The sequence below is a fragment of the Burkholderia reimsis genome (assembly GCF_003294055.1).
Taxonomy (GTDB): Bacteria; Pseudomonadota; Gammaproteobacteria; order Burkholderiales; family Burkholderiaceae; genus Burkholderia; species Burkholderia cepacia.
The window spans coordinates 72,031-94,726 of sequence record NZ_QMFZ01000030.1 but is presented as its reverse complement, the minus strand read 5'-3'; the positions used below and the strand labels follow the sequence as shown (position 1 = coordinate 94,726).

The window sequence follows — 22,696 nt, the reverse complement described above, 5'->3', positions numbered from 1 at the left end:
CCGGCCATGTGCGGCGGCCGCGATCAAGCCGCTTACTTGCCGGCTTCGCCGCCCGCCGAGCCGATCGGATCCAGCAGTGCGTCGACCAGCGGCGACAGCACGTCACCCGGAGAGCCCGTGAGCCAGCCCTTCTCGTTCGTGCCGTAGAGATCGACCTGCCCCGTCACGGTGCGGTCCATCGGCGCCTCGTCGTAGACGTGCGCCATGCCGGAGAAAAACTCGGCGAGGAAGGCCGTCCGGGCCTTGTCGGTCTTCAGGCGCGGGTTGCCCAGCTTCTCCTTCAGCGCCTTCACGCCGGGCCCCACGTCCACGACACGGCACGAAAAATCGACCGTCGCGATGGATTCGCCCTCCACATACTCGTTCGGCTTCTGCGTCGAACCGGTCGCCTTGCATTCGGAACGGGCCAGCACATGCTGATACGACGTGATCGACGCGCTGACCGGTGCGCGCAACGCCGCGCGAGACCTGGCCGGCATCTTCGACAGCAGCGCGGCGATCATGTTGTCGCGCATCGTGTCGCCGAGCTTCGGGATGGCCGCGACGTCGAGCGCGTCCTTGCCTTTGAAGCGCGTGCGCATTGCATCGTTGAACTGCACCGCCTTGGCGACGTCGCCGTTGACGAAGGTACCGAGATACAGATCGGTGGTCTGCTCGGGCGTCAGCACCGCCGCGTGCGCGGCACCGGCCGCGACGAACGCGGACAGCACGGCCGCCCGCGCGGCCTGGAACCGCGGACAGCACGGCCGCCCGCGCGGCCTGGAACAACGGAAAACGCGCGCCGCGGCGCGCATGAAGGGTAACGTTCATCGGTCGGGTCATGTCGGTGTCGAATCGATCGGGCTGGCGCGGCGGCCTCATTGCTGGCTGGCGGCGATCGCCGCGACGACCGGGCCGGACAGCGCGTCGACGACGGGCTTCAGCAGGCTTTCGGGGCTGTCGGTCGTCCAGCCCTTGCTGTCCGAACCCACCATCTCCACCTGCCCCGTGATGCGCCGGCTGACCGGTGCGTCGTTGAACGCGCGCGCCAGGCCCGTGTATATCGTTTTGGCCGCCGCGAAGCGCTGCGGGTCGGTTTTCGCGCTCGCGCGCGCTTTCATGGCCTCGTCTCCCGGCGGTGTGACGTCGGCCACCTTGCACTCGAAACTGACCGTGACACGGTCCTGCCCATTCCCGCCTGCGCCCGGCGTGCGCTTTACACCGGTGGCGTTGCATTGCGAGCGCCGCAACGCGCCCGTGTACGCGACCACCATCGAGTCGAGCGACGGCGCCAGCGCCTCGCGCCCGGATTCCGACAGCATCGCCATCACCTGTCCGAGCATCTGTTCACGCATGTCGCCGTACATGTCGGCCGGCAACAACATGTTCCGGGCATCCTTCGGATCGGCGCTCGCACGCACCGAGTCGTTGAATTGCTCGACCTTGGCCGCGTCGTTGTTGACGATGGCGCCCAGATAAATGTCGACGGTCTGTTCGGGTGTGAGTGGCGCGGCCTGCGCGGCCAGCGGGATGCCGAGCGACAGGGCGCACGCGGCCAGCGCGTGCACGAGCGGACGGCGCGCACGGGCGGGCGCCGCGAATCGGGTAGCGGTCATGGGAAACGGCCCTCTCTCGAATGATTGGTGTTGTGCGCCCGGCCGCGGCGGCCGCCGCGGCCGGGCCGATCGATTGTCGCGGAAAAAAGTGCGCGATGAAAGGTCTTTGTCGGGCCGGACGCCGCCCACGCATCACGCGCGGACGCAAAAAAGCCCGCTCGAAGCGGGCTTTTGACGGAGGTTCGCCGGATCGGCCGTTGGCCGCCCCGTGCTTACGCGAACGAGTAGAACACGCGGAACGCGACCTTGCGCTCGGCCCAGAACTCGGCCGCCTCGCGGAACACGTCGAGCAGCGTCTCGCGCCCTTCCTTGTCGAATTTCTGCGCGATCGGCAGCCCTTCGAGGACGATCACGAAACCGGGCTGCGCGCCGGCCTTCGCGACGAGGTCGGTCAGGCAGTCGTACAGCGCGTCGTAGTTCTTCCCGAAATGCTTCGGGAACAGGAACGACGTCGCGATCGTTTCCATCACTTCCTGCTTCGACTGCGCGGCGCCGCAATACGCATACAGGAAATGCTGGCCGAGCCGGCCGGCTTCGTCGGCAAGATCCTGCACGCGGAACGCGCGGATCGACTGCACGAGATTGGGTCGCACGGTCGTGAAAAGGCTCATAGGCTCCTCGTTCGATGAAAGCCCGGGCTCGGCTTCCTGTTGCTCCGGCGTGCCGCCGGCCTGCGCCGCCGCGTGCAGTTGAATCACGCGCTGAAACAGATTGCCGTCGCCGGCTGCGAACAGTTCCGCCGCCGCCGTTTCGTGCGCGTAGATGGAGTCGCTCATGCCATTCGTCCCGAAGTCATTCAACAATACGTTTAAAACTGTTGTAGTGGTCGCCCGTGTAATAACAGTTGTCGATCCGGCGCAACGGCCCGCCACAGACGATCCGGCGCGCGCCGCGATTGCGGGCACGCGGCGTCGGTACCGTGTACTCATGGTAGTAGCCGCGCTTCGCTTTTGGCAGGATCCGCTCGCGGTTGCCAAACACGACGCCGTCTTTCTCGTACGGATAGGGGCCGCCAGCGCCGATCAGGCCCAGCGTGGTCACGGCCTCGCGCGGAAGACTGGCGGTCGGGATCGTATCGAGCCCGCTCGCCGCGACGTCGGCCGCAACGGCCTCCCGTGCGTAAGCGGCGGAAACCAGACTGCCCGTCGGCGTGCCGACGATACCCATCGCGAACATCGCGAAGACGGACGCGAGCGCGCCGTTGCGGAGCCACTTGCGTGCCATGAACCAGGGTTCCCGCTGTTAAATCAAGTAGTTGACGACCAACAAAGGCGTTAGCGTAGCGTTATTGGCCGCGCGAATCAATGTCCGTTTGGGAATCGAAAGCATCGCGATGCCCGGAACGGCGCATTTTTTACCGAAATTACACTACATTTATCTTGCACGGGATAAAATAAAGGCGGCATCGCTCGTATGGCAAGACCTGCCTCCTTGCCGCGCTCGCTACCAGGAGTGGAGGGATGCTGCTGTTGCCTTGAGGGAAGCGCGTTTGCGCCCTGCCCGCGGCGTGCCCTTTGCGGGCACGCCTCTTTTTGCTTTTGTTTACAATTTCGCCCGACGCGCCACGCCGGTTCGACCGGCCTGGCGCGTTCGTTTTGGCTCAGCGCGTGGCGTTCACGTCGGCGACCAGCAGCGCCGCCATGTTGACGATGCGGCGAACGGTCGCCGATTCGGTCAGCACGTGCACCGGCTGCGCGGCACCCAGCAGGATCGGCCCGATCGCGATGTTGTTGCCCGCAGCCGTCTTCAGCAGGTTGTACGCGATGTTCGCGGCGTCGATGTTCGGCAGGATCAGCAGGTTCGCTTCGCCTTCCAGCGTCGATTCCGGCAGGATTTCCTTGCGCAGCGCCGCGTCGAGCGCGACGTCGCCGTGCATCTCGCCGTCGACCTTCAGCTCCGGCGCATGTTCCTGCAGGATCGCGAGCGTATCGCGCATCTTCTTCGCCGAAGGTGCGTTGCTCGTGCCGAAATTCGAGTGCGACACCAGCGCGACCTTCGGCTCGATGCCGAAGCGGCGCACTTCTTCCGCGGCCATGATCGTGATCTCGGCCAGTTCCTCCGGGGTCGGATCGACGTTCACGTGCGTGTCGACGAGGAAGATCTGGCGGCCCGGCAGCACGAGGCCGTTCATCGCCGCGTACACGCTGCAGCCCGGGCGCTTGCCGATCACCTGGTCGATGAAGTGCAGGTGGCGGTGCGTGGTGCTGATCGTGCCGCAGATCATCCCGTCCGCTTCGCCCTTCTTCACCAGCATCGAGCCGATCAGCGTGGTGCGGCGGCGCATCTCGACGCGCGCGAGCTGCTCGCTGATGCCCTTGCGCGCCATCATCTTGTAGTACGTCTGCCAGAAGTCGCGGTAACGCTCGTCGTGCTCGGTGTTGACGACCGTGAAATCGGTGCCCGGCGTCAGGCGCAGGCCATAGCGCTGGATACGGTGCTCGATCACCGACGGGCGGCCGATCAGGATCGGCTTCGCGAGTTTTTCGTCGACGATGATCTGAACGGCACGCAACACGCGCTCTTCTTCGCCTTCCGCGAATACAACGCGCTTCTTCTCTTCCGGCGCGGCGCGCGCGATCTGGAAGATCGGCTTCATCGTCGTGCCGCTGTGGTACACGAACTGCTGCAGGTGCTGCTTGTACGCGTCCATGTCCTCGATCGGGCGCGTCGCGACGCCGCCGTCCATCGCGGCCTGCGCGACGGCCGGCGCGATCTTCACGATCAGGCGCGGATCGAACGGCTTCGGAATCAGGTATTCGGGCCCGAACGACAGATCCTGGATGCCGTATGCGGTCGCGACGATGTCGCTCTGCTCGTGCTGCGCGAGCTCGGCGATCGCGTTGACGGCCGCGATCTCCATTTCACGCGTGATCGTCGTCGCGCCGACGTCGAGTGCGCCACGGAAGATGAACGGGAAGCACAGGACGTTGTTGACCTGGTTCGGGTAGTCGGTGCGGCCGGTCGCGAGAATCGCGTCGGGGCGCACTTCGAGCGCCGCTTCCGGCAGGATTTCCGGCGTCGGGTTCGCGAGCGCGAGGATCAGCGGGCGCTCGGCCATGCCCTTCACCATCTCCGGCTTCAGCACGCCGGCGGCCGACAGGCCGAGGAAGATGTCCGCGCCGTCGATCACTTCGGCCAGCGTCCGGGCGTCCGTTTCGCGGGCGAAACGCTCCTTGTCCGGGTCCATCAGCTCGGTGCGGCCCTTGTAGACGACACCGGCCAGGTCGGTCACCGTGATGTTCTCGAGCGGCAGGCCGATGTCGACCAGCAGGTCGAGACACGCGAGCGCGGCCGCGCCCGCGCCGGACGCGACGAGCTTGACCTTCTTGATGTCCTTGCCGACGACCTTCAGCCCGTTCGTGACGGCAGCGGCCACGACGATCGCGGTGCCGTGCTGGTCGTCGTGGAACACCGGGATCTTCATCCGCTTGCGCGCTTCGCGCTCGACGATGAAACAGTCAGGCGCCTTGATGTCTTCCAGGTTGATCCCGCCGAAGGTGGGCTCCAGCGCGGCGATCACGTCGACGAGCTTGTGCGGATCCGACTCGTTCAGCTCGATGTCGAACACGTCGATGCCCGCGAACTTCTTGAACAGCACCGCCTTGCCTTCCATCACCGGCTTCGACGCGAGCGGCCCGATGTTGCCGAGACCGAGCACCGCCGTGCCGTTCGTGACGACGCCGACCAGGTTGCTGCGCGCGGTGAAGCGTGCCGCGTTGAGCGGATTCTCGACGATCTCCTCGCACGCGTACGCCACACCCGGCGAGTACGCGAGCGCGAGGTCGCGCTGGTTGATCATCTGCTTGGTCGGGGCGATCGCGATCTTCCCGGGGGTCGGGAATTCGTGATAGTCGAGGGCGGCTTCGCGGAGCTTGGCTTTGGAGGAGGATTGGGTGGACATGTGTCTCGTGACGGGCGGATTAGAATAACTGTTCGACGGCATTGTAGCGCCAATCATCGGCCGCCAGACCGGCGATTCGGGTGCAACAGCCGCGACAAAAATGGTCCGGATGGTGCAGAAGCGCCGCCGTTCGCCTCGTACAATGCCGTTCCTTCAACCGTTCCGGATCGCCCGCCGTGCCAGCCGCCCTCTCCGAGTTTTCACTGATCGAACGCTTCTTCACGCGCCGCGCCGCGCAGGGCGCGCGCGCGTCGACGCTCGGTATCGGCGACGATTGCGCGCTGATCACGCCTCGATCCGGGAAATTGCTGGCCATTTCGACGGACATGCTGGTGGAAGGCCGCCACTTCTTTCCCGATGTCGCGCCCGACGCCCTCGGCCACAAGACGCTCGCGGTCAACCTGTCCGACCTCGCGGCGATGGGCGCCGAACCGCGTGCCTTCACGCTCGCGTGCGCGCTGCCGCGTGCCGACGCGGCGTGGCTGGAAGCATTCAGCAACGGGCTGTTCGCGCTCGCCGAGCGCTACGGCTGCGAGCTGATCGGCGGCGACACCACGAGCGGCCCGCTGAACCTGTGCGTCACCGTATTCGGCGAAGTCGCGCCCGACGCCGCACTGCGGCGCGATGCCGCGCGCGACGGCGACGACGTCTGGGTGTCCGGCACGCTCGGCGATGCGCGCGCCGGCCTCGGCGTCGCGCGCGGCGAATGGGCAGCCGGCGCGGCCGAAGCCGCTGCGTTCCGGCGTGCGCTCGAGCGCCCCGAGCCGCGCATCGCGCTCGGCCTGGCGCTCGCGGGCGTCGCAAACGCGGCGCTCGACATCTCGGACGGCCTCGCCGGCGACCTGCAGCACATCCTTTCCCGCTCGCACGTGTGCGCCGAGATCGATGCCGACGCGGTGCCGCGCTCGGCCGCGCTCGCGACGCTGCCGCCCGACGTGCAGCGACGCTGCACGCTGGCCGGCGGCGACGACTACGAACTGTGCTTCACCGCGCCGGCGACGGCCCGCGCGGCGGTCGAAGCGGCCGGCCTGACGGCCGGCGTGCCGGTCACGCGAATCGGTACAATACGCGCGTTGTCCGCGCCGTCGGAACAGCCCGCGATCGCGTGGCGCGACGCCGCCGGCGCGCCCCTCGCCCTCACGTTGCACGGCTTCGACCACTTCCATGCAGACTGACCCGACGCCCGCGCACGCCGCGGCCGAGCCCGGCGCCGCACCTGACGGACACGCACCGCAGCGCGCGACCGCGCGCTTCATGCTGTCGCACCCCGCGCACCTCGTGTCGCTCGGCTTCGGCAGCGGGCTCGCGCCGCTCATGCCCGGCACGTTCGGCTCGCTGTTCGGCTGGCTCACGTTCGTCGTGCTCAACCGCTACCTGACGGTGCCCGAATGGTGGGCGCTGATCGCGGTCGGCTTCGTGGCGGGCACGTGGCTCACCGGTTTCACCGCGAGAAAGATGGGCAGGTCCGATCCGGGCGCCGTCGTCTGGGACGAAATCGTCGCGATCTGGCTCGTGATGCTGTTCGTCACGCCCGCGACCTTCATCGGCCAGTTATGGGCGTTCGTCGCGTTCCGCATCTTCGACATGCTCAAGCCGCCGCCGATCCGCTATTTCGAGCGCCGCCTGAAAGGCGGCCTCGGCATCATGGTCGACGACCTGGTCGCAGCGTTCATGACGCTGCTCGTGATCGCCCTGTGGCGCTCCGTCGTCGGCTGACCGATTTCCCGACTCCCGTTTCCCGACGCGCATGCCAACCGATTCCGTCGTCCACCAGCTTGCGATCCGCGCAGGCAACAAGCTGCGTGACGAGCACCTGACGCTCGCCACCGCCGAATCCTGCACCGGCGGCATGATCGCAACCGCGATCACCGACATCTCCGGCAGCAGCCAGTGGTTCGAGCGCGGCTTCGTCACGTACTCGAACCAGGCCAAGATCGACATGATCGGCGTGCCCCCCGACCTGATCGACAAGCACGGCGCCGTCAGCGAGCCCGTCGCGCGCGCGATGGCCGAAGGCGCGCTGCGCAACAGCCGCGCGCAGGTCGCGCTGTCCGTCACCGGCATCGCGGGCCCGGCCGGCGGCAGCGAGAAGAAACCGGTCGGCACCGTGTCGTTCGGCTGGAGCAACCGGCTGCATACCGACGTCGAGACGCTCGTGTTCAAGGGCGACCGCGATCAGATCCGCACGCAGGCGGCCGCGCATGCCCTGCGCGGGCTGCTGAAGCTGCTCGACGAGCGCGAGGGCTGACCGGGCCGGGGTGCCCGCCGCGCCCCGGCCGGCCCGCTTACTGGATCGCGTCGGGCTTCACGACGATCCAGTTCTTGTCCGCCGTGACCGGCAGGCCGAGCGACTTCTGCCGCGCGGCCGATTCATCCGACCACGCGCGGATCTGCGCCATCTGCTTGTCCTTCTTGTTCACCCACACGCGCACGCCGCCGCGCGCGACGTCGGTCGCGTTCAGCAGCATGTAGCCGTCGGATGTCGGCGTGTCGCCCGCGACGAGCACCGGCTTCTTCCACTGGTCGATCCAGCCGACGATCGAGCCGAGCTTGCCTTCGTACCACGTCATCGGGTTCATCAGGAACGGCGTGATCACGAGGCTGCGGTTCGCGGCCTCGTCGTACTTGCCGGCCTTGATCTGCAACCGGGACGTCGTCAGCGCGCCGGTCGCCGGGTTGCGCAGCAGCGTCGTCACGCCGATCACGTTCTGCGGCTTCACGTTGTAGCCGTACTTCGGGTCGGACAGCACGAGCCGCGCGAGCTCCTCGTGCGCGGCCGTCATCACGTAGACCTCGATCCCGTTCTCGCGCAGCGCGTTGTACAGCTCCTGCATCCCGCGGAAGAAGCGCGGCGGGTTCACCGTGCCGTCGGCCACCTTGTCGCCCTGCCAGTAGCGGATCGGGATCGGCTTGCCGTCGGCGAGCATCGCGTCGACGTGGCGCTTCAGGTCGGCCAGCGACTGCCCGGCGAACGCCTGCGCGATCCACGGGTAGCAGACCAGGTCGTCGATCTCGCAGAGCCGGTAGTAATAGCTCGTCAGCGATTCCTTGTAGTCGGCGGAATCCTTGAACGGGATCAGCTTCAGCGACGGGTCGAGCGTGTCGCGCGTCAGCACGCCGCGGTTCTCGAGGTACGGCAGCAGCGACTCCTCGAGGTCGTAGCGGTAGGTCGTGTTGTCGGCGTCGAACACCGCGTAGTCGCCGCGATGCGCGTGCGCGGCGATCATCGCGTTCAACGCCTTCGCGCTGTCGGCCGGCCAGTGCGACAGGTCCGCCGCGTGGGCGAAGCTCATGCACAACGACGCGGCAAGCGCGCTCAGAAGACGTCGGGACAGCTTGGGCATGGCATCACTCCCTTCTTGACAGTTTCGTTACAGATCGATGACAAGCGGGAGCATCGCGCGATTGGCGCGCGGGCATGCGGTGCGGAAACGACGGGAAGTTGCCCGTGCGCGTCAGTGCGGCGGCCGGGAAGGCGGGAAACGGAGGCGTTAAAGCGGAGAACGCGGTGGAAGCGGCACGGGCCCGCGAACGCGGGCCTGCCGGAACCGGCTGCCCGCGCGGGCAGCCGGCGCGAGCCTCGATCAGCGATGCGCGTTGATCGTGTCGCGGGTCTTCTGCGCGGCGAGCGCCGCGGCTTCGGCGAAATCCTCGCCCTTGCTCGCGTACAGGATCGCGCGCGACGAGTTGATCATCATGCCGGTGCCGTCGGCCGTGCGGCCTGCGTTGACGGTCGCCTGCACGTCGCCGCCCTGCGCGCCGATGCCGGGGATCAGCAGCGGCATGTCGCCGACGATCCCGCGCACGATCTCGATTTCCTTCGGGAACGTCGCGCCGACCACGAGGCCGAGCTGGCCGTTCTTCGCGTTCCACTTGTTCGCCGCGAGATCGGCCACGACCTGGTACAGCGGCCGGCCGTTCGTGTCGAGGAACTGCAGGTCGGAGCCGCCCGGGTTCGACGTGCGGCACAGCACGATCACGCCCTTGCCTTCGTGCTCGAAGTACGGCTCGACCGAGTCGTAACCCATGTACGGGTTCACCGTGACGGCGTCCGCGCGGTAGCGCTCGAACGCTTCGCGCGCGTACTGCTCGGCGGTGCTGCCGATGTCGCCGCGCTTCGCGTCGAGGATCACGGGCAGGCCCGGATGCTGGAGGTGGATGTGCGCGATCAGGCGCTCGAGCTGGTCTTCCGCGCGATGCGCGGCGAAGTAGGCGATCTGCGGCTTGAACGCGCTCGCGTATTGCGCGGTCGCGTCGACGATCTGCCGGCAGAATTCGAAGATCGCGTCGGGCTGGCCGTCGAACTGCACGGGAAAGCGCGACGGCTCGGGATCGAGGCCGACGCACAGCAGCGAATTCGTGCGCTGCCACGCGGCGCGCAGCGATTCGATGAAACTAAGCGGGGAAGACATGGCGGGTACTCGCGGCAAACCGTTGGTAGACCGCGTATTTTACCCGCGTCGCCGGCGCGCCTCGCGTGTCGTGCCATTGCCGCGCGCATCGGCGCGTTCCACGGTGAACGCGAACCGCCGCGTGAGCCGCTCGCCGGGCGCGAGCAGCGTCATCCCGTGCGCGGCCGCGCCGCCCGGCAGGTTCACCGCGTTGATCGGATGATCAACCGGCTCGAAGCAGAAGAAATCCTCGCCGGGCGGGGTATAGAGCACGTATGCATCGGCGTCGGCCGCCACCGTCAGCGACAGTCCGCGGCGCGGCCAGCTCACCGTCGCGTGGCCGCCCCAGCCAGTGAATGCGTGATTGACGAGCGTGGCCGGCAGCGGATACGCGACGCCGAACTGCCAGGCCGGCGGCACGCTCACGTGCCGCACCGGCAGGAAATCGGCGCCCGACAGCCACAGCCCGCCGGCGGCCGCGGCCAGCTCGGTCACGTCGTCGCGTACCAGGAACGGATGCACGCCGAGCCCGAACGGCAATCGCGCGCGCCCCGCATTCTCGATCGTCAGCGCGATCGACAGCGTCGTATCGTCGAGCTCGAACGACTGGATCGCGCGGAACGCATACGGCGCACCGGCGGTGCGATCGAGCGACAGCTGCAGCGACGTGGCGGTCGCATCGTCCACCTGCCATGGCGCGAGCCAGCCGTCGCCGTGGATCGGCAACGGCTCGTCGCGGCGGTTGCGCGGCACCGCGACGCTGCGCCCGTCGCATTCGAAACGCGCGCCGCCGATGCGGTTCGAGTAAGGCAGCAGCGGGTAGCACGCGAGCTGGTTCGGGTCAGTCGCCGTCTCCGGGTGCTCGCAGCGGCGGAACACCGGCACCAACGCGCCGTTGTCGCCGCGCCAATCGAAGCGCGCGATGCCGCCGCCGAGATGCGGCAGCACGTCGAGCCGCAGCGCCGCGTTCGACAGCGTGACGGCCGCCGCATGCGCGGCGCCGACGCCCTGCGCGAAGGCGGCCGTCTGCGGGCCGGGGCTGACCGGCTGCGCGGCGGCGGCCAGGCGCGCGCGGCGCGACTGGCTGGTGGACGACGATGCGCGCGAGGACGTGGCGGTCATGATGAACTCCTTTCCTTCGTCGAAGAAACGATGCGGGTCGTGCGAACGGTCAGGCCCAGCCGCCGTCGACGATCACGTCCTGCGCGGTGATCATCCGGCTGTCGTCGGCCGCGAGGAACAGCGCCATCCGCGCGAGATCGGCGGGCAGCAGTTCGGCGTCGATGCACTGGCCGGCCTTGATCGCCGCGCGGCCCGCGTCGTCGAGCCACAGCCGGCGCTGCTTGTCGGTCATCACCCAGCCCGGCACCAGCGAATTCACGCGGATGCCGAACGGGCCGAGGTCGCGCGCGAGACCGCGCGTCAGCCCCTGCACGGCCGCCTTCGCCATCACGTAGACGGGATAACCGCCGTTCTTCAGCATCCAGCTGATCGAGCCGAGATTGATGATCGCGCCGCCGCCCTGCTGCTTCATGTCGTCGATCACCGCCTGCGCGGCGAAGAACTGGTGACGCAGGTTTACTGCGATGCCTGCGTCGAACGATTCGGGTGTCACGTCGCCGATCGCGTGGCGCGCGTCGTTCGCCGCGTTGTTCACGAGCACCGCGATCGCGCCGATGCGCGCGCGGATCGCGTCGATCGCATGGCGCAGCGCGCCGACGTCGGTCAGGTCGCACTGGATGAACAGCGGCGCATGGCGTACGTGCGCGAGGCTGTCCGCCAGCGCGGCGCCGGCGGCCGCGTCGAGGTCGACGAACGCTACGCGTGCGCCCTGCAACGCGAAGTGTTCGACGAACGCCGCGCCGATGCCGGTCGCGCCGCCCGTGATCAGCACCGCGCGATCCTCGAGGCTCGGATACCGAGCATAGCGCGCGTGGCTCGTGGTGTGCGCGTCGTGCGCGGAAGTATCGATGGTCATGCGGTTCGTCTCCGTCAGGGCAGGCCGGGTCAGTCGCGAACGCCGCGGTTCTTCAGCTGGTCGAGCAGCACGGCCGCGAGCAGGATCGCGCCGCGCACGAGGTACTGGTAGAACGCGTCGATGTTCAGCAGGTTCATCACGTTCTCGACCGTGCCCATGATCAGCACGCCGATCACGACGCCGGAGATCGTCGCGCGGCCGCCCATCAGCGACACGCCGCCGAGCACGCACGCGGAGATCACGTTCAGCTCGAAGCCCTGCGCGGCGTTCGGCTGACCCGACGTGATGCGCGACGCGAGGATCACGCCCGCGAGCGCCGTCACCGCGCCCTGGATCAGGAAGATGTACACGCGCGTGCGTTCGACGTTGATCCCCGCGAGACGCGACGCCTCGGGGTTGCCGCCGATCGCGAGCGTGTTGCGGCCATACACGGTCTGGTTCAGCAGCACGCCGAACGCGATGAAGCACAGCAGCGTGACCCAGATCGGCAGCGACACGCCGAACAGCGTGAGCCCGCCGAGCGCGATGAACGTATCCGACGACACGCCGACCGCCTGCCCCTTCGACACGATGAAGCCGAGCCCGCGCACGATCTCCATCGTCGCGAGCGTCGTGATCAGCGCGTTGATGCGCAGGTACGCGATCACCGCGCCGTTCACGAAGCCGATCGCGGCGCCGGCCGCGACCGCCGCGACGATCGCGACGAACGTGTTGTCGGTCGCGTTCAGCACCATCGCGCACAGCACGCCGGAGAACGCGACGGTCGAGCCGATCGACAGGTCGAAGTCGCGCGACGCGAGACAGAACATCATCGTGCACGCGACCATGCCGATCTGCGAGATCGACAGCGCGAGGCCGAGCATGTTGTCGATCGAGAAGAAGTGATCGACGGTCAGCGACATCGTGATGAACATCACCGCGAAGATCGCGATCAGGCTGTATTCGGTCAGGTGCTGCCACCACTTCTGGCGGTCGCTCTGCTGCGGCACCAGCGCGTCGGCCGTGGGCTTCACGGCGGCGCTGCCGAGGTTTTCGTTGACTTGCATGATTGTGTCTCCTGCTCCTGCATCGCGCGGCCCGTGCCGCGCGTGTTCGATTCGAATGTCGGGGCCTACGTCAGGCCGCCTCGACCGCGCTCGTCTGCGGCAGCGCGAGGCTCAGCACCGCGTGTTCGTTCGCCCGTTCGCGCGGCAGCTCGCCCGCGATCCGGCCTTCGCGCATCACGACGATGCGATCGGACACGCCGAGCACTTCCGGCAGCTCCGACGACACCATCACGATCGCGCAGCCGCGCTCCGCGAGCCGGTAGATCACGTCGTAGATCTCGTGCTTCGCGCCGACGTCGATGCCGCGCGTCGGTTCGTCGAGAATCACGACCTTCAGGTCGGGCTCCGCGAGCCAGCGCGACAGGATCGCCTTCTGCTGGTTGCCGCCCGACAGGAAGCGGATCTTCTGGCGCCGGTTCGGCGTCTTGATCTTGAGCCGCTGGATGAAGCGGTCGGCGGTTTCGCTTTCGGCCTTGCGGTTGATGAACAGCCCCGCGCGCAGCGAATGGCGGCGGCAACTGATGTTGATGTTCTCCGCCACCGACGCGATCGCGATGATCCCTTCTTCCTTGCGGTCCTCGGGGCACAGCACGATGCCGTGGCGGATCGCGTCGCCGGTGCGCTTCACGTCGATGCGCGCGCCGTCGAGCGTCAGCACGCCCGCGCGCCGGTGATCCGCGCCGTACACGAGCCGCATCAGCTCGCTGCGGCCCGCGCCGACCAGCCCGAAGAAGCCGACGATCTCGCCCGCGCGCACCGAGAAGCTCGCGGGTTCGCGCAGCGCATGGCCGTCGACGCCTTCGGCGGAGAACCGCACGTCGCCGAGCGCGCGCGGCGCGTAATGGTAGATGTCCGAAATCTCGCGCCCGACCATTTCGGCGACGAGCCGTTCGCGCGGCACGTCGGCGAGCGATTCGTGCGACGCGATCTTGCGCCCGTCGCGGAAGATCGTGCACGCGTTGCAGAGCCGGTAGATCTCGTCCATCCGGTGCGAGATGTAGATCAGCGCGCGGCCCTGCGCGCGCAGGTCGTCGACGAGCTTGAACAGCACCTCGGTCTCGCGATGCGACAGCGAACTGGTCGGTTCGTCGAGTGCGATCACGCGCGCATTGCGCATCAGCGCCTTGCAGATCTCGACCATCTGCCGCTGCGCGATCGACAGCCGCCCGAGCTTCGCATCGGGATCGAGATCGACACCCATCGCCGCGAGCCGCTCGCGCACGTAGCGCTTCGCCTCGCGCTTCCTCACCCAGCCGAACGCATTCGGCAGGCGGCCGAGCAGCAGGTTTTCCGCGACCGTCAGGTCGGGCACGTACTGCAGCTCCTGGTGAATCACCGCGATGCCGGCCGCGATCGACGCGGCCGCATTCGCGAACTGCACAGGCTGGCCGTCGACCAGCACGCTGCCCGCATCGGGCTGGTATTCGCCGCCGAGAATCTTCAGCAGCGTCGACTTGCCCGCGCCGTTCTCGCCCATCAGGCCGTGCACCTCGCCCGCATGCACGTCGAACGAGATGCCGTCGAGTGCGCGCACGCCGGGAAATACCTTGCCGATATTGTCAAAACGCAGTGCCGCTGACACGTCGCCTCTCCACTTCCGGAATCGATCGACCGCCGGCCGCCGCATCGCCGCGGCGGCCGGCGGGCCGCTTACTTCGACGCGAGCCCCATCTCGTCGCGCACCTTCGACACGTTGTCGCGCGTCGCGAGCATGCCCGTCGTCAGCGTCAGCGCCGGCGGTGCCTTGCCCTGCGTGATCCACGCGTACATCAGGTCCGAGGTTTCCTCGCCGTGGCGCTTCGGGCTGATGATCACGGTGCCGTAGAAGCCCGTCGGCTGCGGCTTCTTGAACTCGTTCAGCGCCGAATCGGAGCCGCCGATGCCGATGCCGATCATGTTGTCGGCCTTGAAGCCGCGCCCTTCGGCCGCGCGCACCGCGCCGAGCACGGCCTCGTCGTTCAGGCCGTACGCCACCCAGTGCTTGAACTGCGGGTTCTTCGTGAGCGCGATGTTCGCCGCGTTGAACGCGTTCTCCGTGTCGGTCTTCGCCTGCGGCGCGGCGATCACGTTCGCCTTCGGGAAGCCGGCGGCCACCAGCGCGTCGGTCGCGCCGCTCGTGCGGTCGTGCGCGGTCGGCAGCTGCTCGTAGGTGATGTCGATCGCACCGACATCCTTCATGTCCCAGCCGCGCTTCTTGATCTCGGCCGCGATGCCGTCGCCGACCTGCTTGCCGATGTTGTACGCGGAGATCCCCATGTGCGGCACCGACTCGATCGGCTTGCCCGCGCCGTCGACGAGGCGGTCGTCGACCGTCATCATCTTCAGGTTGTGCGACTTCGCCTTCGCGACGATGCCCGGCCCGAGCTTCACGTCGGGCGTGCAGATGATGAAGCCCTGCGCCTTCTGCGCGGACAGGTTGTCGATCGCGCTCATCACCTTTTCGCCGGACGGCGCACCGATCTTCACGAGCGTGAAGCCTTTCGCCTTCGCCGCCATCTCGGCGAACTTCCACTCGTCCTGGAACCACGGCTCTTCCGGCTGCTTCACCAGGAAGCCGATCTTGACCGGATCGGCCGCATGCGCAACCGGGCTCCCGATCACCACCGCGGCCGCAGCGGCCAGCGTTACGAACGTTCTGCGTTTCATCTCCAGTGTCTCCTTGTCTTCATCGAACAGGATGCAGCCGCTTGTTGGTTTCGACGCAGCGTGCGCGCGGCCGTCGCACGTGCGGTCTTTCGAATCGCTACGTCAATCGTGTCAGTCGTGGTACAGCGCCGCACGCCCGCCGTCGACGGTGATGCATGCGGCATTGATGAACGGCGCCTCGTCGGACGCCAGGAACACGGCCGTCATCGCGACCTCCTCGGGCCGGCCGATCCGCTTCATCGGCTGCAGCGCGAGCGTGTCGGCGCGCGCGGCGGCCGGATCGGGCTGCGCGTCCCACCAGTCGCGCGTGAGCTGCGTCTCGATGTAGCCCGGCGCGATCGCGTTCACGCGCACGTTGCACGCCGCGTATTCGATGCCGAGCGCACGCGTGAGACCGAGTACGCCATGCTTCGCGACCGGATACGGAAAGCAGCCCGGGATGATCCTGAATGCATGCGTCGACGCGATGTTCACGATGCTGCCGCGACCGCGTTCGACCATCCCTTCCAGCGCCGCGCGGCAGCCGTGCCACACGCCGTCGAGGTCGACCGCGAAGCAGCGGCGCCAGTCGTCGTCGGTCATCGTCAGCGGATCGGCGAACACGTTGATGCCCGCGTTGTTCACCAGCACGTCGAGCGGGCCGAACGCCGCCTCGGTGCGCGCCACGGCATCGCGCACCGCATCCTGGCGCGCGACATCCGCCTGCAGCGCCAGGACGCGCGCGCCGGCGATGTCGTGCGCAATTCCGGCGGCCGTGCGCTGCGCCTGCGGGAGGTCGAGATCGACGAGCGCGACGGCCGCGCCCTCGCGAACGAACGCGCGGGCGATCGCGGCGCCGATGCCTCGGCCCGCGCCCGTCACCATCGCGACCTTGTCCGCGAGGCGGCCCATCATGCGGCTCCGCCGCGCGCCGCGCGCAGGCCGGCCTGGAACGCACGCGCGTTCGCGGCTGTCTCGTCGGCCGGCTGGCCGGGCCGGTACAGCGCCGAACCGAGCCCGAAGCCGTTCGCGCCGGCCGCGAGGAACGGCTGCATGTTGTCGGGTGCAATCCCGCCGACCGGGATCAGCGGCACCGCGCGGTCGATCACCGCGCGCCACGCCTTCACGACGATCACGCCCAACTGCTCGGCCGGGAACATCTTCAGCACGTCGGCGCCGTTCGAAAGCGCCGCGAACGCTTCCGTCGGCGTCGCGACACCCGGCGCGCTCGCGAGGCCGCGCTCGCGTGCGCGGCGGATCACGGCCGCGTCGCCGTGCGGCATCACGATCAGTGAACCGCCCGCATCCTGCACGCGATCGACATACTCGGCGCGCAGCACCGTGCCGGCGCCGACGATCACGTCGTCGGGCAGCGCGCGCCGCAGCGCCGCGATGCTGCCGAACGGGTCCGGCGAATTGAGCGGCACCTCGACGATCCGGAAGCCGGCTTCGTACAGCGCACGGCCGTGGTCGGCCGCTTCGGCGGGCGTGATCCCGCGCAGGATCGCGATCAGCGGACACGCGTCGAACGCGCGCATCAGTGCGGCGTGAGGCGTGTACGGCGCGGGTAGCGTAAGGTCGGACGGCATCAGGGGTTCCTCTGCAATCGGTTCATTGGTCGGCGCAGACGGGCTCGCCGTCCGCGCGCACGAGCCCGGCGCGTGACGCGATCCGCCACAGGCCGCGCTCGGTCGCATGCGCGACGACTCGCGCGTGCGGGTGGCCGAATTCCTGGAGCGCATCGGCGTAGCGCGCGCACAAACCGTCGTCGCCGATCAGCAGCAGCGGCTGGTCCGCGAGCGCGATGCCGCGCTCCGCGAGCATCGCGTCGAGCGCGTTGAGCTCATGGCCGATCAGCAGGCCGGACAGGTAGTCGCCCTGCGCATCGGGCGCGAGCCGGTCGGTCAGGCCGAGCGTGCGCGTGCTGAAAATCGTCGCGAGCAGCCCCGTGTGCCGCGCGCCGCGCGCGACCGATACGCCGCGCACGAACGCCGCGCGATCGGGCGACGCACCGGCGCGCATCGTGCGGCCGAGGATCGTGTGGTCGCGCAGCACCGCGAACAGCTCGCCGGTCATGAAGGTCTGGAACCGCTCGATCAGCCCGTCCGTCACCCACGCCCATTTCGCATGCGTGCCCGGCAAGCCGATCAGTACCCCTGAACGATCTGCGCCAAGCGTGGGATCGCTCGCGAGTGCGCCGACTATCTGCGTCTCTTCGCCGCGCATCACGTCGGGCAGTTCGCCCGTGGCGATCACGCCCGGCACGATCGAGACCGTCGTACCGCGCAAGGTCGTCACCGTGATGAGGCCCGCGACGAGCGCGTCGGCGCCGGCCGGCACCGCGACATACGGCGCCTCGCGCCAGCCCTGCGCGCTGCCGACCATCCCGGCGGCGAGCACCGGCAGGCCGGGCGAGCGGTCGAGCCAGTCGCCGCAGGCTTCCTCGAACACCGCGTCGAACGCGCGCGCGCCGCCGCCCGGCACATGCATGACGCCCGCCGGGCGGCTGCGCGTGTCGATGAGCGCGCCGTGCGCGTCGTACAGATACGCGCGCAGCGAGGTCGTGCCCCAGTCGAGCGCGATCAGCGACGGGGTGGCGGAGGTGGCATCCGGAACGGGCCGGGTCGAAGTCGTCATCGTTTGATCCTGCGGGTACCCTGCGGCGGGCTCCAGCCCAGTTCCGCGGAAATGGCTCGCGCTTCGCGCTGCACGAGCGGAATCAGTTCGTCCATCCGGTCGTGCGGCATGTACGGAATCGTGCTCGCCACCGACACCGCCGCGACGACCGCGCCAGATGCGTCACGGATCGGTGCCGCCACGCAGCGGATCGACGCCTCGTTCTCCTCGAGGTCGAACGTATAGCCGCCCGCTGCGTAATGGGCCATGCGCTGCAGGAACGCGCTCGTCTCGGGCCGGTTGTCGGGCTTGAAATTGACGCCGGCCAGCGCGCGCCGTGCGGCCTCGAACAGCGAGCGCCACAGGTCGGGATCGAGGTCGAGCATCATCGCCTTGCCGATGCCGGTCGACGCGAGCGGCATCCGGTGGCCGACGCGCGAGCGCATCTCGAGGCCGCGCGTACCGGGAATCTTGTCGATGTACAGCACGTCGTCGCCGTCGCGCACGCCGAGATGGATCGTGTCGAGCGTCGCTTCCGCGAGCGCTTCGAGGTGCGGGCGCGCGACCGCGGTGAGCGGCATCTGCTCGAGCGCGATCGTGCCGAGCTCGATCAGCTTCGGGCCGAGCAGGTAGCCGCCCTGCACCTGGCGCAGGTAGCGAGCCTGCACGAGGCTGCTGACGAGGCGGTGCGTCGTGCTGCGCGTCGTACCGAGTGCGGCGCCGATCGCGCGCATGTCGCGCGCGCCGTTCGCGATCGCCTCGAGGATCGCCAGACCGCGCAGCAGCGTCTGCGTACCGGCCTGCTGGGCTGCGAGATCGAGCGGCGTGCTGGTCGCGCCGATGCTGTCGGTCAGCGACGCATCGTCCGGCGTCGCGCGCCGGGCGTCGAGGGCAAGGGAGTCGGGCATCTTGGTCATGGGGCGGGCTTCTTCAACGGAACCGGTGAAGCCGTTCGCGCGACGCCGGAACTGCGTCCGGCATCGCGGCGAGGCGGCGGTCGATGCACCGAATAAAGCGCCCGGCGAACTTCATGGAAGGTGTCTCCGTGTGCGTCGGGCGCCGCGCGATGCGTGGGTCCGAAGCTGTCGATGTGCTTCGGATTGTAGGAGCGCACGCACTCGCCTCCAATATTTGAATGCGTTGCCCAGATAATGAGAATTCGACGGGAATCCGCGGCAGGTACGCCGTAACGGCCGCGCCATGTGCACGGGGGCGGAACCCGCCGTGTCGCAGGTTCCGCCCCCGTTGGTTCACCGCGCGCCGCGCTTACTGCTGGCTCGTGCTGCGTGCCTGCATGTAGCGCTGTACGTCCGCGAACGACACGCGGCCGTTGCCGCTCGAGTCGATCTGCCGGAAGTGGTTCGCGACATAACCGAGGCCGGCCGCGCGCGCCTGCGATTCGGTGATCGAACCCGTGTTCTGCGAGTCGGCCGCGCTGAACTGCCGCGCGAGCTTGCGCACCACCTGCGCATGCAGCGCGGCGCCCGTCGTCTGCGTGCCGGCGGTCGGCTTGCGCGCGGCCGGCGGCACGTACGGATCGCCGAGCTGCGCCTGGCGCGCGCGCGTCGGCGCGGCGGCGTCGCTCGCCTGCGCGAACGCGGATACGGATGCTGCGGCGCCAACACATGCGAGCGCCGCGGCAACGACGATGAAACGATTCTTCATATCAGGCTCCAGTCTGGAATGAGGTCGTCGACGGCCGGCGCGGCGCCACCGTGGGCGCCTGTCGCCGGCCGGCGCAGCATCAGTGCGCGGCCGCGTTGTAGAAAGTCACGAGGTCGGCTTTCTCCTGCGGACGCGACGTATCGTCGAGATAGACCATGTGTCCGCCCTGATAGTCCCTGATCGTCAGGTTCGGTTGCGTCCCGAGCCGCGCGAGGTCGAGCTCGGTCTGGTAGAACGGCGTCGCGATGTCGTGATACCCGTTCAGCGACAGCACCTTCAGTTGCGGGTTCAGCGCCAGCGCCGCGGCGAGATCGGGGATCGTGTCGGGCATCGCGAGCCCGTCGTGCGTCCAGTCCCACGTGTTGATCGCGTTGCTGCTCAACGAATACGCCGACTGCGCGGTGTACTTCAGCTCGTTCGGCAGGTACTGGCCGATCGTGTCGGTGAACGGCTTCGTGATGAACGAGCTCGACGGATCGCCGTCCGCGGCAAGCGGGCTCGACACCGGCACGTTCACGCGCGCGTCGTAGCGGCCGATCAGCGTGCCCGGGATCAGCGACAGCTGGAAGCTGTTGTCGAAGAAAGTCGGGATCACGTTGAAGTCCGCATTCCACAGCGACTGCTTCACGCCGGTCGAATTCACCATCGTCGTGACGAGGGCCGGCGGCGGCGGCGTATGGCTCGCGAGGTACGCGTTCACGGCGGGCGCGTAGCTGCCGGCCGTCAGCAGGCGCATCTGGTCCGCATACTGCGGCAGGTTCGACGGGTTCGGGTTGTCGAGCTGGTAGTACGCACCGACGGTGCCATACGACGGCACGAAACCCGCGCAACTCACCGGGCTCGACCCGTTGTTCGAGTTGCCGATGTAGTCGCTCGCCATGTCGCAGTTCGTGTTGTAGTTCAGGATCGACGACTGCAGCACGATGCCGTCGAGCTTCACGCCCGCCGTCTCGAGCAGGTTCGCGAGCACGTCGGTGCGCGGCGTGCCGTACGATTCGCCGAACAGGTATTTCGGCGATGCGCTGCGCTGGTTCACGGCGAGGTAGCGCGTGACGAAATCGCGGAACGCGCCGCCGTCCTGGTCGACGCCCCAGAACGTCTGGTTCGTGTTCGGCGCGATCGCTTCGGAGAAGCCGGTGCCGATCGCATCGACGAACACGAGGTCGGTCGTGTCGAGCAGGCTTTCCTGGTTGTCGACGAACGGAAACGTCGACGTGTTCGCGTTCGGGTCGCCCGTCTGGATCCGGCGCGGGCCGAACGAGCCGAGGTGCAGCCACACCGATGCCGAGCCGGGGCCGCCGTTGTACAGGAAGGTGACGGGCCGCTTCGCCGCGGGCTGGTTGTCGGCCGTATAGGCGACATAGAAGAACGACGCTTCGGGCGCGCCCGTCTGCGGATTGCGCGCGACGAGGTGGCCGGCCGTGGCCGTGTAGCGGATCGTCTTGCCGTTCAGCGTGATCTGGTGATGCGTGACGGCGGCCTTTTCAACCGCGGCGGAGGCGTCGAGCGACGCGTTCGCGCTCGACGAATAACTGTTCGGATCGTTGTACGCCCTGTCCACCTGACCGGCGGGATCGGCTGAGTTGTCGGCGCTGGCAGCGGCGGACGATGTCACGTCGTCGTTGCAGGCCGTCAGAATCAGCGAAGAAAACACCACTCCCAACAACAGCTTCGCTTTGCTCGCTGGCATCGTTGCTTTCCTTCTCTCGGATGTTTTTTGTATCGAGCAGCCGGATAAGCCGCCCCCCCGCCTCGATCGCGGCCGATAAGCCGAGGCGCTGGCCAATATACGCGAGCCCGTCAGCTTTGAAAAATTTTGAAATATTTGGCCGGCGGCCGGTGCGACGCACACCTTTCAGGAATGCTTCGGTTTGCGAAACGTTGCATTTCACGCACCTTTCACGGACTTTCGCGTTTACCCGGGAATACTAAAAATTCCAGGATTTCGTGCCATATCAGCCAACAAACACGCGTGATCGCGAGCATTGCTCAGCAAAGCGAAATAGACGGATTCGTCTAATGGATGTGACCCGAAATGCGCGTGACGCGCATGCGCTGCAGCGCACAAACGGCCCGCGAGCGCCCCGCGTGCAGCGCACGGGCCTCGAAACGGTCAATGTGACGGCGCGCTCGCGCCGTTCACTCCGATGGCGGCAGTTCGGCCGCCCCCATCCGGCGGGCGATGACTGCCGCGCGCTGCGCCTGGTAGGCCGAGCCGCGGTGCGCGTCGAACCAGCGCGGCTTCGGCAGCATCACCGCGAGGCGCGCCGACTGCCACGCGCCGAGCCGGCTCGCGGGAATCCGGTAGTAATAGCGTGCGGCCGCCTCGGCACCGTACACGCCGCGTCCCCACTCGACGGAATTCAGGTAGATCTCGAAGATCCGCTCCTTGTCGAGCACCGTTTCGAGCATCCACGTGATGATGAGCTCCTGCCCCTTGCGGATGTAGCTCTTCTCGCGCGACAGGAACAGGTTGCGCGCGAGCTGCTGCGTGATCGTCGAGCCGCCCGCGACGATCCGGCCGCGCGCCTTGTTCTTCTCCCACGCCTGCAGGATCGCGTCGACGTCGTAGCCGTTGTTGGTCGCGAAGGTCGAGTCTTCCGACGCGATCAGCGCGCGCTTCAGGTTGCGCGAGATCTGGTCGTAAGGCACCCACTGGTGCTGGATCTGCGCGGGCGGCTTGTCGCGCGACAGCCACCACGCGTCGGTGCGCATGAACGCGGTCGAGCCCGGGTTCACGAACGACCACAGCGCGATCTGCACGAGATAGAACAGTTGCGTCGCGAGCCACGCACCCGCGAACACCGATCCCGCATAGACGATCCAGCGCGTCGGGCTCACCGTCCGCGTGGGCTGCGTGCCGCTCACCGCCACCACGT

Annotated in this window: 22 protein-coding genes; 3 read left to right on the top strand and 19 right to left on the bottom strand. The window is 67.9% G+C overall.

The window, feature by feature from the left end; all coding sequences use genetic code 11:
• Positions 1-32: 32 nt before the first annotated feature.
• The 5 genes from DPV79_RS29335 to DPV79_RS29315 form a co-directional block, all read right to left on the bottom strand.
• Entirely contained in the window at positions 33-710 is a 678-nt protein-coding gene (locus tag DPV79_RS29335) for a hypothetical protein (RefSeq protein WP_113047116.1), read from the bottom strand.
• 147 nt (positions 711-857) lie between these two features.
• Positions 858-1,547, bottom strand: a complete 690-nt coding sequence (locus DPV79_RS29330) for a hypothetical protein (protein ID WP_124590439.1) — start codon at positions 1,545-1,547, stop codon at positions 858-860.
• Between the two features lie 260 nt (positions 1,548-1,807).
• Entirely contained in the window at positions 1,808-2,371 is a 564-nt protein-coding gene (locus DPV79_RS29325; RefSeq protein ID WP_021159266.1) for a barstar family protein, read from the bottom strand.
• 16 nt (positions 2,372-2,387) lie between these two features.
• A complete protein-coding gene (locus DPV79_RS29320; RefSeq protein ID WP_021159265.1) occupies positions 2,388-2,819 on the bottom strand; it encodes a guanyl-specific ribonuclease in 432 nt (143 codons plus the stop codon).
• Positions 2,820-3,195: 376 nt separating this feature from the next.
• Positions 3,196-5,538 (bottom strand): NADP-dependent malic enzyme, encoded by a 2,343-nt coding sequence (locus tag DPV79_RS29315; RefSeq protein WP_279636615.1) that lies wholly within the window; start codon positions 5,536-5,538, stop codon positions 3,196-3,198.
• A 134-nt stretch (positions 5,539-5,672) separates the two neighbouring features.
• Between DPV79_RS29315 and thiL the strand changes: the two genes are divergently transcribed.
• Genes thiL through DPV79_RS29295 form a run of 3 tightly spaced genes read left to right on the top strand, consistent with a single transcriptional unit; the run spans position 5,673 to position 7,744 of the window.
• Positions 5,673-6,671, top strand: coding sequence for a thiamine-phosphate kinase (gene thiL, locus DPV79_RS29305; protein ID WP_113047114.1), 999 nt, complete (start codon positions 5,673-5,675; stop codon positions 6,669-6,671).
• Positions 6,661-7,212, top strand: a complete 552-nt coding sequence (locus DPV79_RS29300; protein WP_113047113.1) for a phosphatidylglycerophosphatase A family protein — start codon at positions 6,661-6,663, stop codon at positions 7,210-7,212. The genes thiL and DPV79_RS29300 overlap by 11 nt, the downstream gene beginning before the upstream one ends.
• Before the next feature lie 31 nt (positions 7,213-7,243).
• Positions 7,244-7,744, top strand: coding sequence for a CinA family protein (locus tag DPV79_RS29295; protein ID WP_021161868.1), 501 nt, complete (start codon positions 7,244-7,246; stop codon positions 7,742-7,744).
• Positions 7,745-7,781: 37 nt separating this feature from the next.
• Here DPV79_RS29295 and DPV79_RS29290 read toward each other — a convergent pair whose 3' ends face one another.
• The 14 genes from DPV79_RS29290 to mtgA form a co-directional block, all read right to left on the bottom strand.
• Positions 7,782-8,840 (bottom strand): hypothetical protein, encoded by a 1,059-nt coding sequence (locus DPV79_RS29290; RefSeq protein ID WP_048026119.1) that lies wholly within the window; start codon positions 8,838-8,840, stop codon positions 7,782-7,784.
• A gap of 240 nt (positions 8,841-9,080) precedes the next feature.
• Positions 9,081-9,908: an orotidine-5'-phosphate decarboxylase gene (gene pyrF, locus DPV79_RS29285; protein ID WP_021161870.1), complete on the bottom strand. Its 828-nt coding sequence runs from the start codon at positions 9,906-9,908 to the stop codon at positions 9,081-9,083.
• 39 nt (positions 9,909-9,947) lie between these two features.
• Entirely contained in the window at positions 9,948-11,009 is a 1,062-nt protein-coding gene (locus DPV79_RS29280; RefSeq protein WP_113047112.1) for an aldose 1-epimerase, read from the bottom strand.
• A gap of 49 nt (positions 11,010-11,058) precedes the next feature.
• On the bottom strand, positions 11,059-11,865 hold the full coding sequence (locus DPV79_RS29275; RefSeq protein WP_021161872.1) for an SDR family NAD(P)-dependent oxidoreductase: 807 nt from the start codon (positions 11,863-11,865) through the stop codon (positions 11,059-11,061).
• Positions 11,866-11,894: 29 nt separating this feature from the next.
• Positions 11,895-12,911, bottom strand: coding sequence for an L-arabinose ABC transporter permease AraH (araH, locus tag DPV79_RS29270; protein ID WP_048026113.1), 1,017 nt, complete (start codon positions 12,909-12,911; stop codon positions 11,895-11,897).
• Positions 12,912-12,981: 70 nt separating this feature from the next.
• Positions 12,982-14,493 (bottom strand): L-arabinose ABC transporter ATP-binding protein AraG, encoded by a 1,512-nt coding sequence (gene araG, locus DPV79_RS29265; RefSeq protein WP_021161874.1) that lies wholly within the window; start codon positions 14,491-14,493, stop codon positions 12,982-12,984.
• 68 nt (positions 14,494-14,561) lie between these two features.
• Complete coding sequence (locus DPV79_RS29260) at positions 14,562-15,557, bottom strand: arabinose ABC transporter substrate-binding protein (protein WP_027788415.1); 996 nt, start codon at positions 15,555-15,557, stop codon at positions 14,562-14,564.
• 111 nt (positions 15,558-15,668) lie between these two features.
• Entirely contained in the window at positions 15,669-16,448 is a 780-nt protein-coding gene (locus tag DPV79_RS29255; RefSeq protein WP_113047122.1) for an SDR family oxidoreductase, read from the bottom strand.
• Positions 16,448-17,125 carry a 2-dehydro-3-deoxy-6-phosphogalactonate aldolase gene (locus tag DPV79_RS29250; protein WP_113047111.1) on the bottom strand — a complete coding sequence of 226 codons (678 nt, stop codon included), beginning with the start codon at positions 17,123-17,125 and terminating at the stop codon, positions 16,448-16,450. The genes DPV79_RS29255 and DPV79_RS29250 overlap by 1 nt, the downstream gene beginning before the upstream one ends.
• A 22-nt stretch (positions 17,126-17,147) precedes the next feature.
• A complete protein-coding gene (locus DPV79_RS29245) occupies positions 17,148-18,173 on the bottom strand; it encodes a 2-dehydro-3-deoxygalactonokinase (RefSeq protein ID WP_059484626.1) in 1,026 nt (341 codons plus the stop codon).
• Positions 18,170-19,069: an IclR family transcriptional regulator gene (locus DPV79_RS29240; RefSeq protein WP_021161879.1), complete on the bottom strand. Its 900-nt coding sequence runs from the start codon at positions 19,067-19,069 to the stop codon at positions 18,170-18,172. Before DPV79_RS29240 ends, DPV79_RS29245 begins: the two co-directional genes overlap by 4 nt.
• A gap of 349 nt (positions 19,070-19,418) precedes the next feature.
• Positions 19,419-19,817 carry an EF-hand domain-containing protein gene (locus DPV79_RS29230; protein ID WP_021161880.1) on the bottom strand — a complete coding sequence of 133 codons (399 nt, stop codon included), beginning with the start codon at positions 19,815-19,817 and terminating at the stop codon, positions 19,419-19,421.
• Positions 19,818-19,896: 79 nt separating this feature from the next.
• Positions 19,897-21,507 (bottom strand): S10 family peptidase, encoded by a 1,611-nt coding sequence (locus DPV79_RS29225; protein WP_165843589.1) that lies wholly within the window; start codon positions 21,505-21,507, stop codon positions 19,897-19,899.
• 449 nt (positions 21,508-21,956) lie between these two features.
• The gene (gene mtgA / locus DPV79_RS29220) at positions 21,957-22,694 is read right to left on the bottom strand and encodes a monofunctional biosynthetic peptidoglycan transglycosylase (protein ID WP_113047109.1); all 738 of its coding nucleotides are present in this window, start codon (positions 22,692-22,694) and stop codon (positions 21,957-21,959) included.
• Positions 22,695-22,696 lie beyond the last annotated feature (2 nt).

Coding starts and splice junctions, on each gene's coding strand:
- DPV79_RS29290 (WP_048026119.1), bottom strand. CDS start 8,840: ATGCCCAAGCTGTCCCGACGTCTTCTGAGCGCGCTTGCCGCGTCGTTG.
- DPV79_RS29250 (WP_113047111.1), bottom strand. CDS start 17,125: ATGCCGTCCGACCTTACGCTACCCGCGCCGTACACGCCTCACGCCGCA.
- DPV79_RS29295 (WP_021161868.1), top strand. CDS start 7,244: ATGCCAACCGATTCCGTCGTCCACCAGCTTGCGATCCGCGCAGGCAAC.
- DPV79_RS29230 (WP_021161880.1), bottom strand. CDS start 19,817: ATGAAGAATCGTTTCATCGTCGTTGCCGCGGCGCTCGCATGTGTTGGC.
- DPV79_RS29300 (WP_113047113.1), top strand. CDS start 6,661: ATGCAGACTGACCCGACGCCCGCGCACGCCGCGGCCGAGCCCGGCGCC.
- DPV79_RS29225 (WP_165843589.1), bottom strand. CDS start 21,507: ATGCCAGCGAGCAAAGCGAAGCTGTTGTTGGGAGTGGTGTTTTCTTCG.
- DPV79_RS29255 (WP_113047122.1), bottom strand. CDS start 16,448: ATGGGCCGCCTCGCGGACAAGGTCGCGATGGTGACGGGCGCGGGCCGA.
- DPV79_RS29325 (WP_021159266.1), bottom strand. CDS start 2,371: ATGAGCGACTCCATCTACGCGCACGAAACGGCGGCGGCGGAACTGTTC.
- DPV79_RS29240 (WP_021161879.1), bottom strand. CDS start 19,069: ATGACCAAGATGCCCGACTCCCTTGCCCTCGACGCCCGGCGCGCGACG.
- DPV79_RS29245 (WP_059484626.1), bottom strand. CDS start 18,173: ATGACGACTTCGACCCGGCCCGTTCCGGATGCCACCTCCGCCACCCCG.
- DPV79_RS29315 (WP_279636615.1), bottom strand. CDS start 5,538: ATGCCGTCGAACAGTTATTCTAATCCGCCCGTCACGAGACACATGTCC.
- DPV79_RS29280 (WP_113047112.1), bottom strand. CDS start 11,009: ATGACCGCCACGTCCTCGCGCGCATCGTCGTCCACCAGCCAGTCGCGC.
- DPV79_RS29260 (WP_027788415.1), bottom strand. CDS start 15,557: ATGAAACGCAGAACGTTCGTAACGCTGGCCGCTGCGGCCGCGGTGGTG.
- araH (WP_048026113.1), bottom strand. CDS start 12,911: ATGCAAGTCAACGAAAACCTCGGCAGCGCCGCCGTGAAGCCCACGGCC.
- DPV79_RS29320 (WP_021159265.1), bottom strand. CDS start 2,819: ATGGCACGCAAGTGGCTCCGCAACGGCGCGCTCGCGTCCGTCTTCGCG.
- pyrF (WP_021161870.1), bottom strand. CDS start 9,908: ATGTCTTCCCCGCTTAGTTTCATCGAATCGCTGCGCGCCGCGTGGCAG.
- DPV79_RS29275 (WP_021161872.1), bottom strand. CDS start 11,865: ATGACCATCGATACTTCCGCGCACGACGCGCACACCACGAGCCACGCG.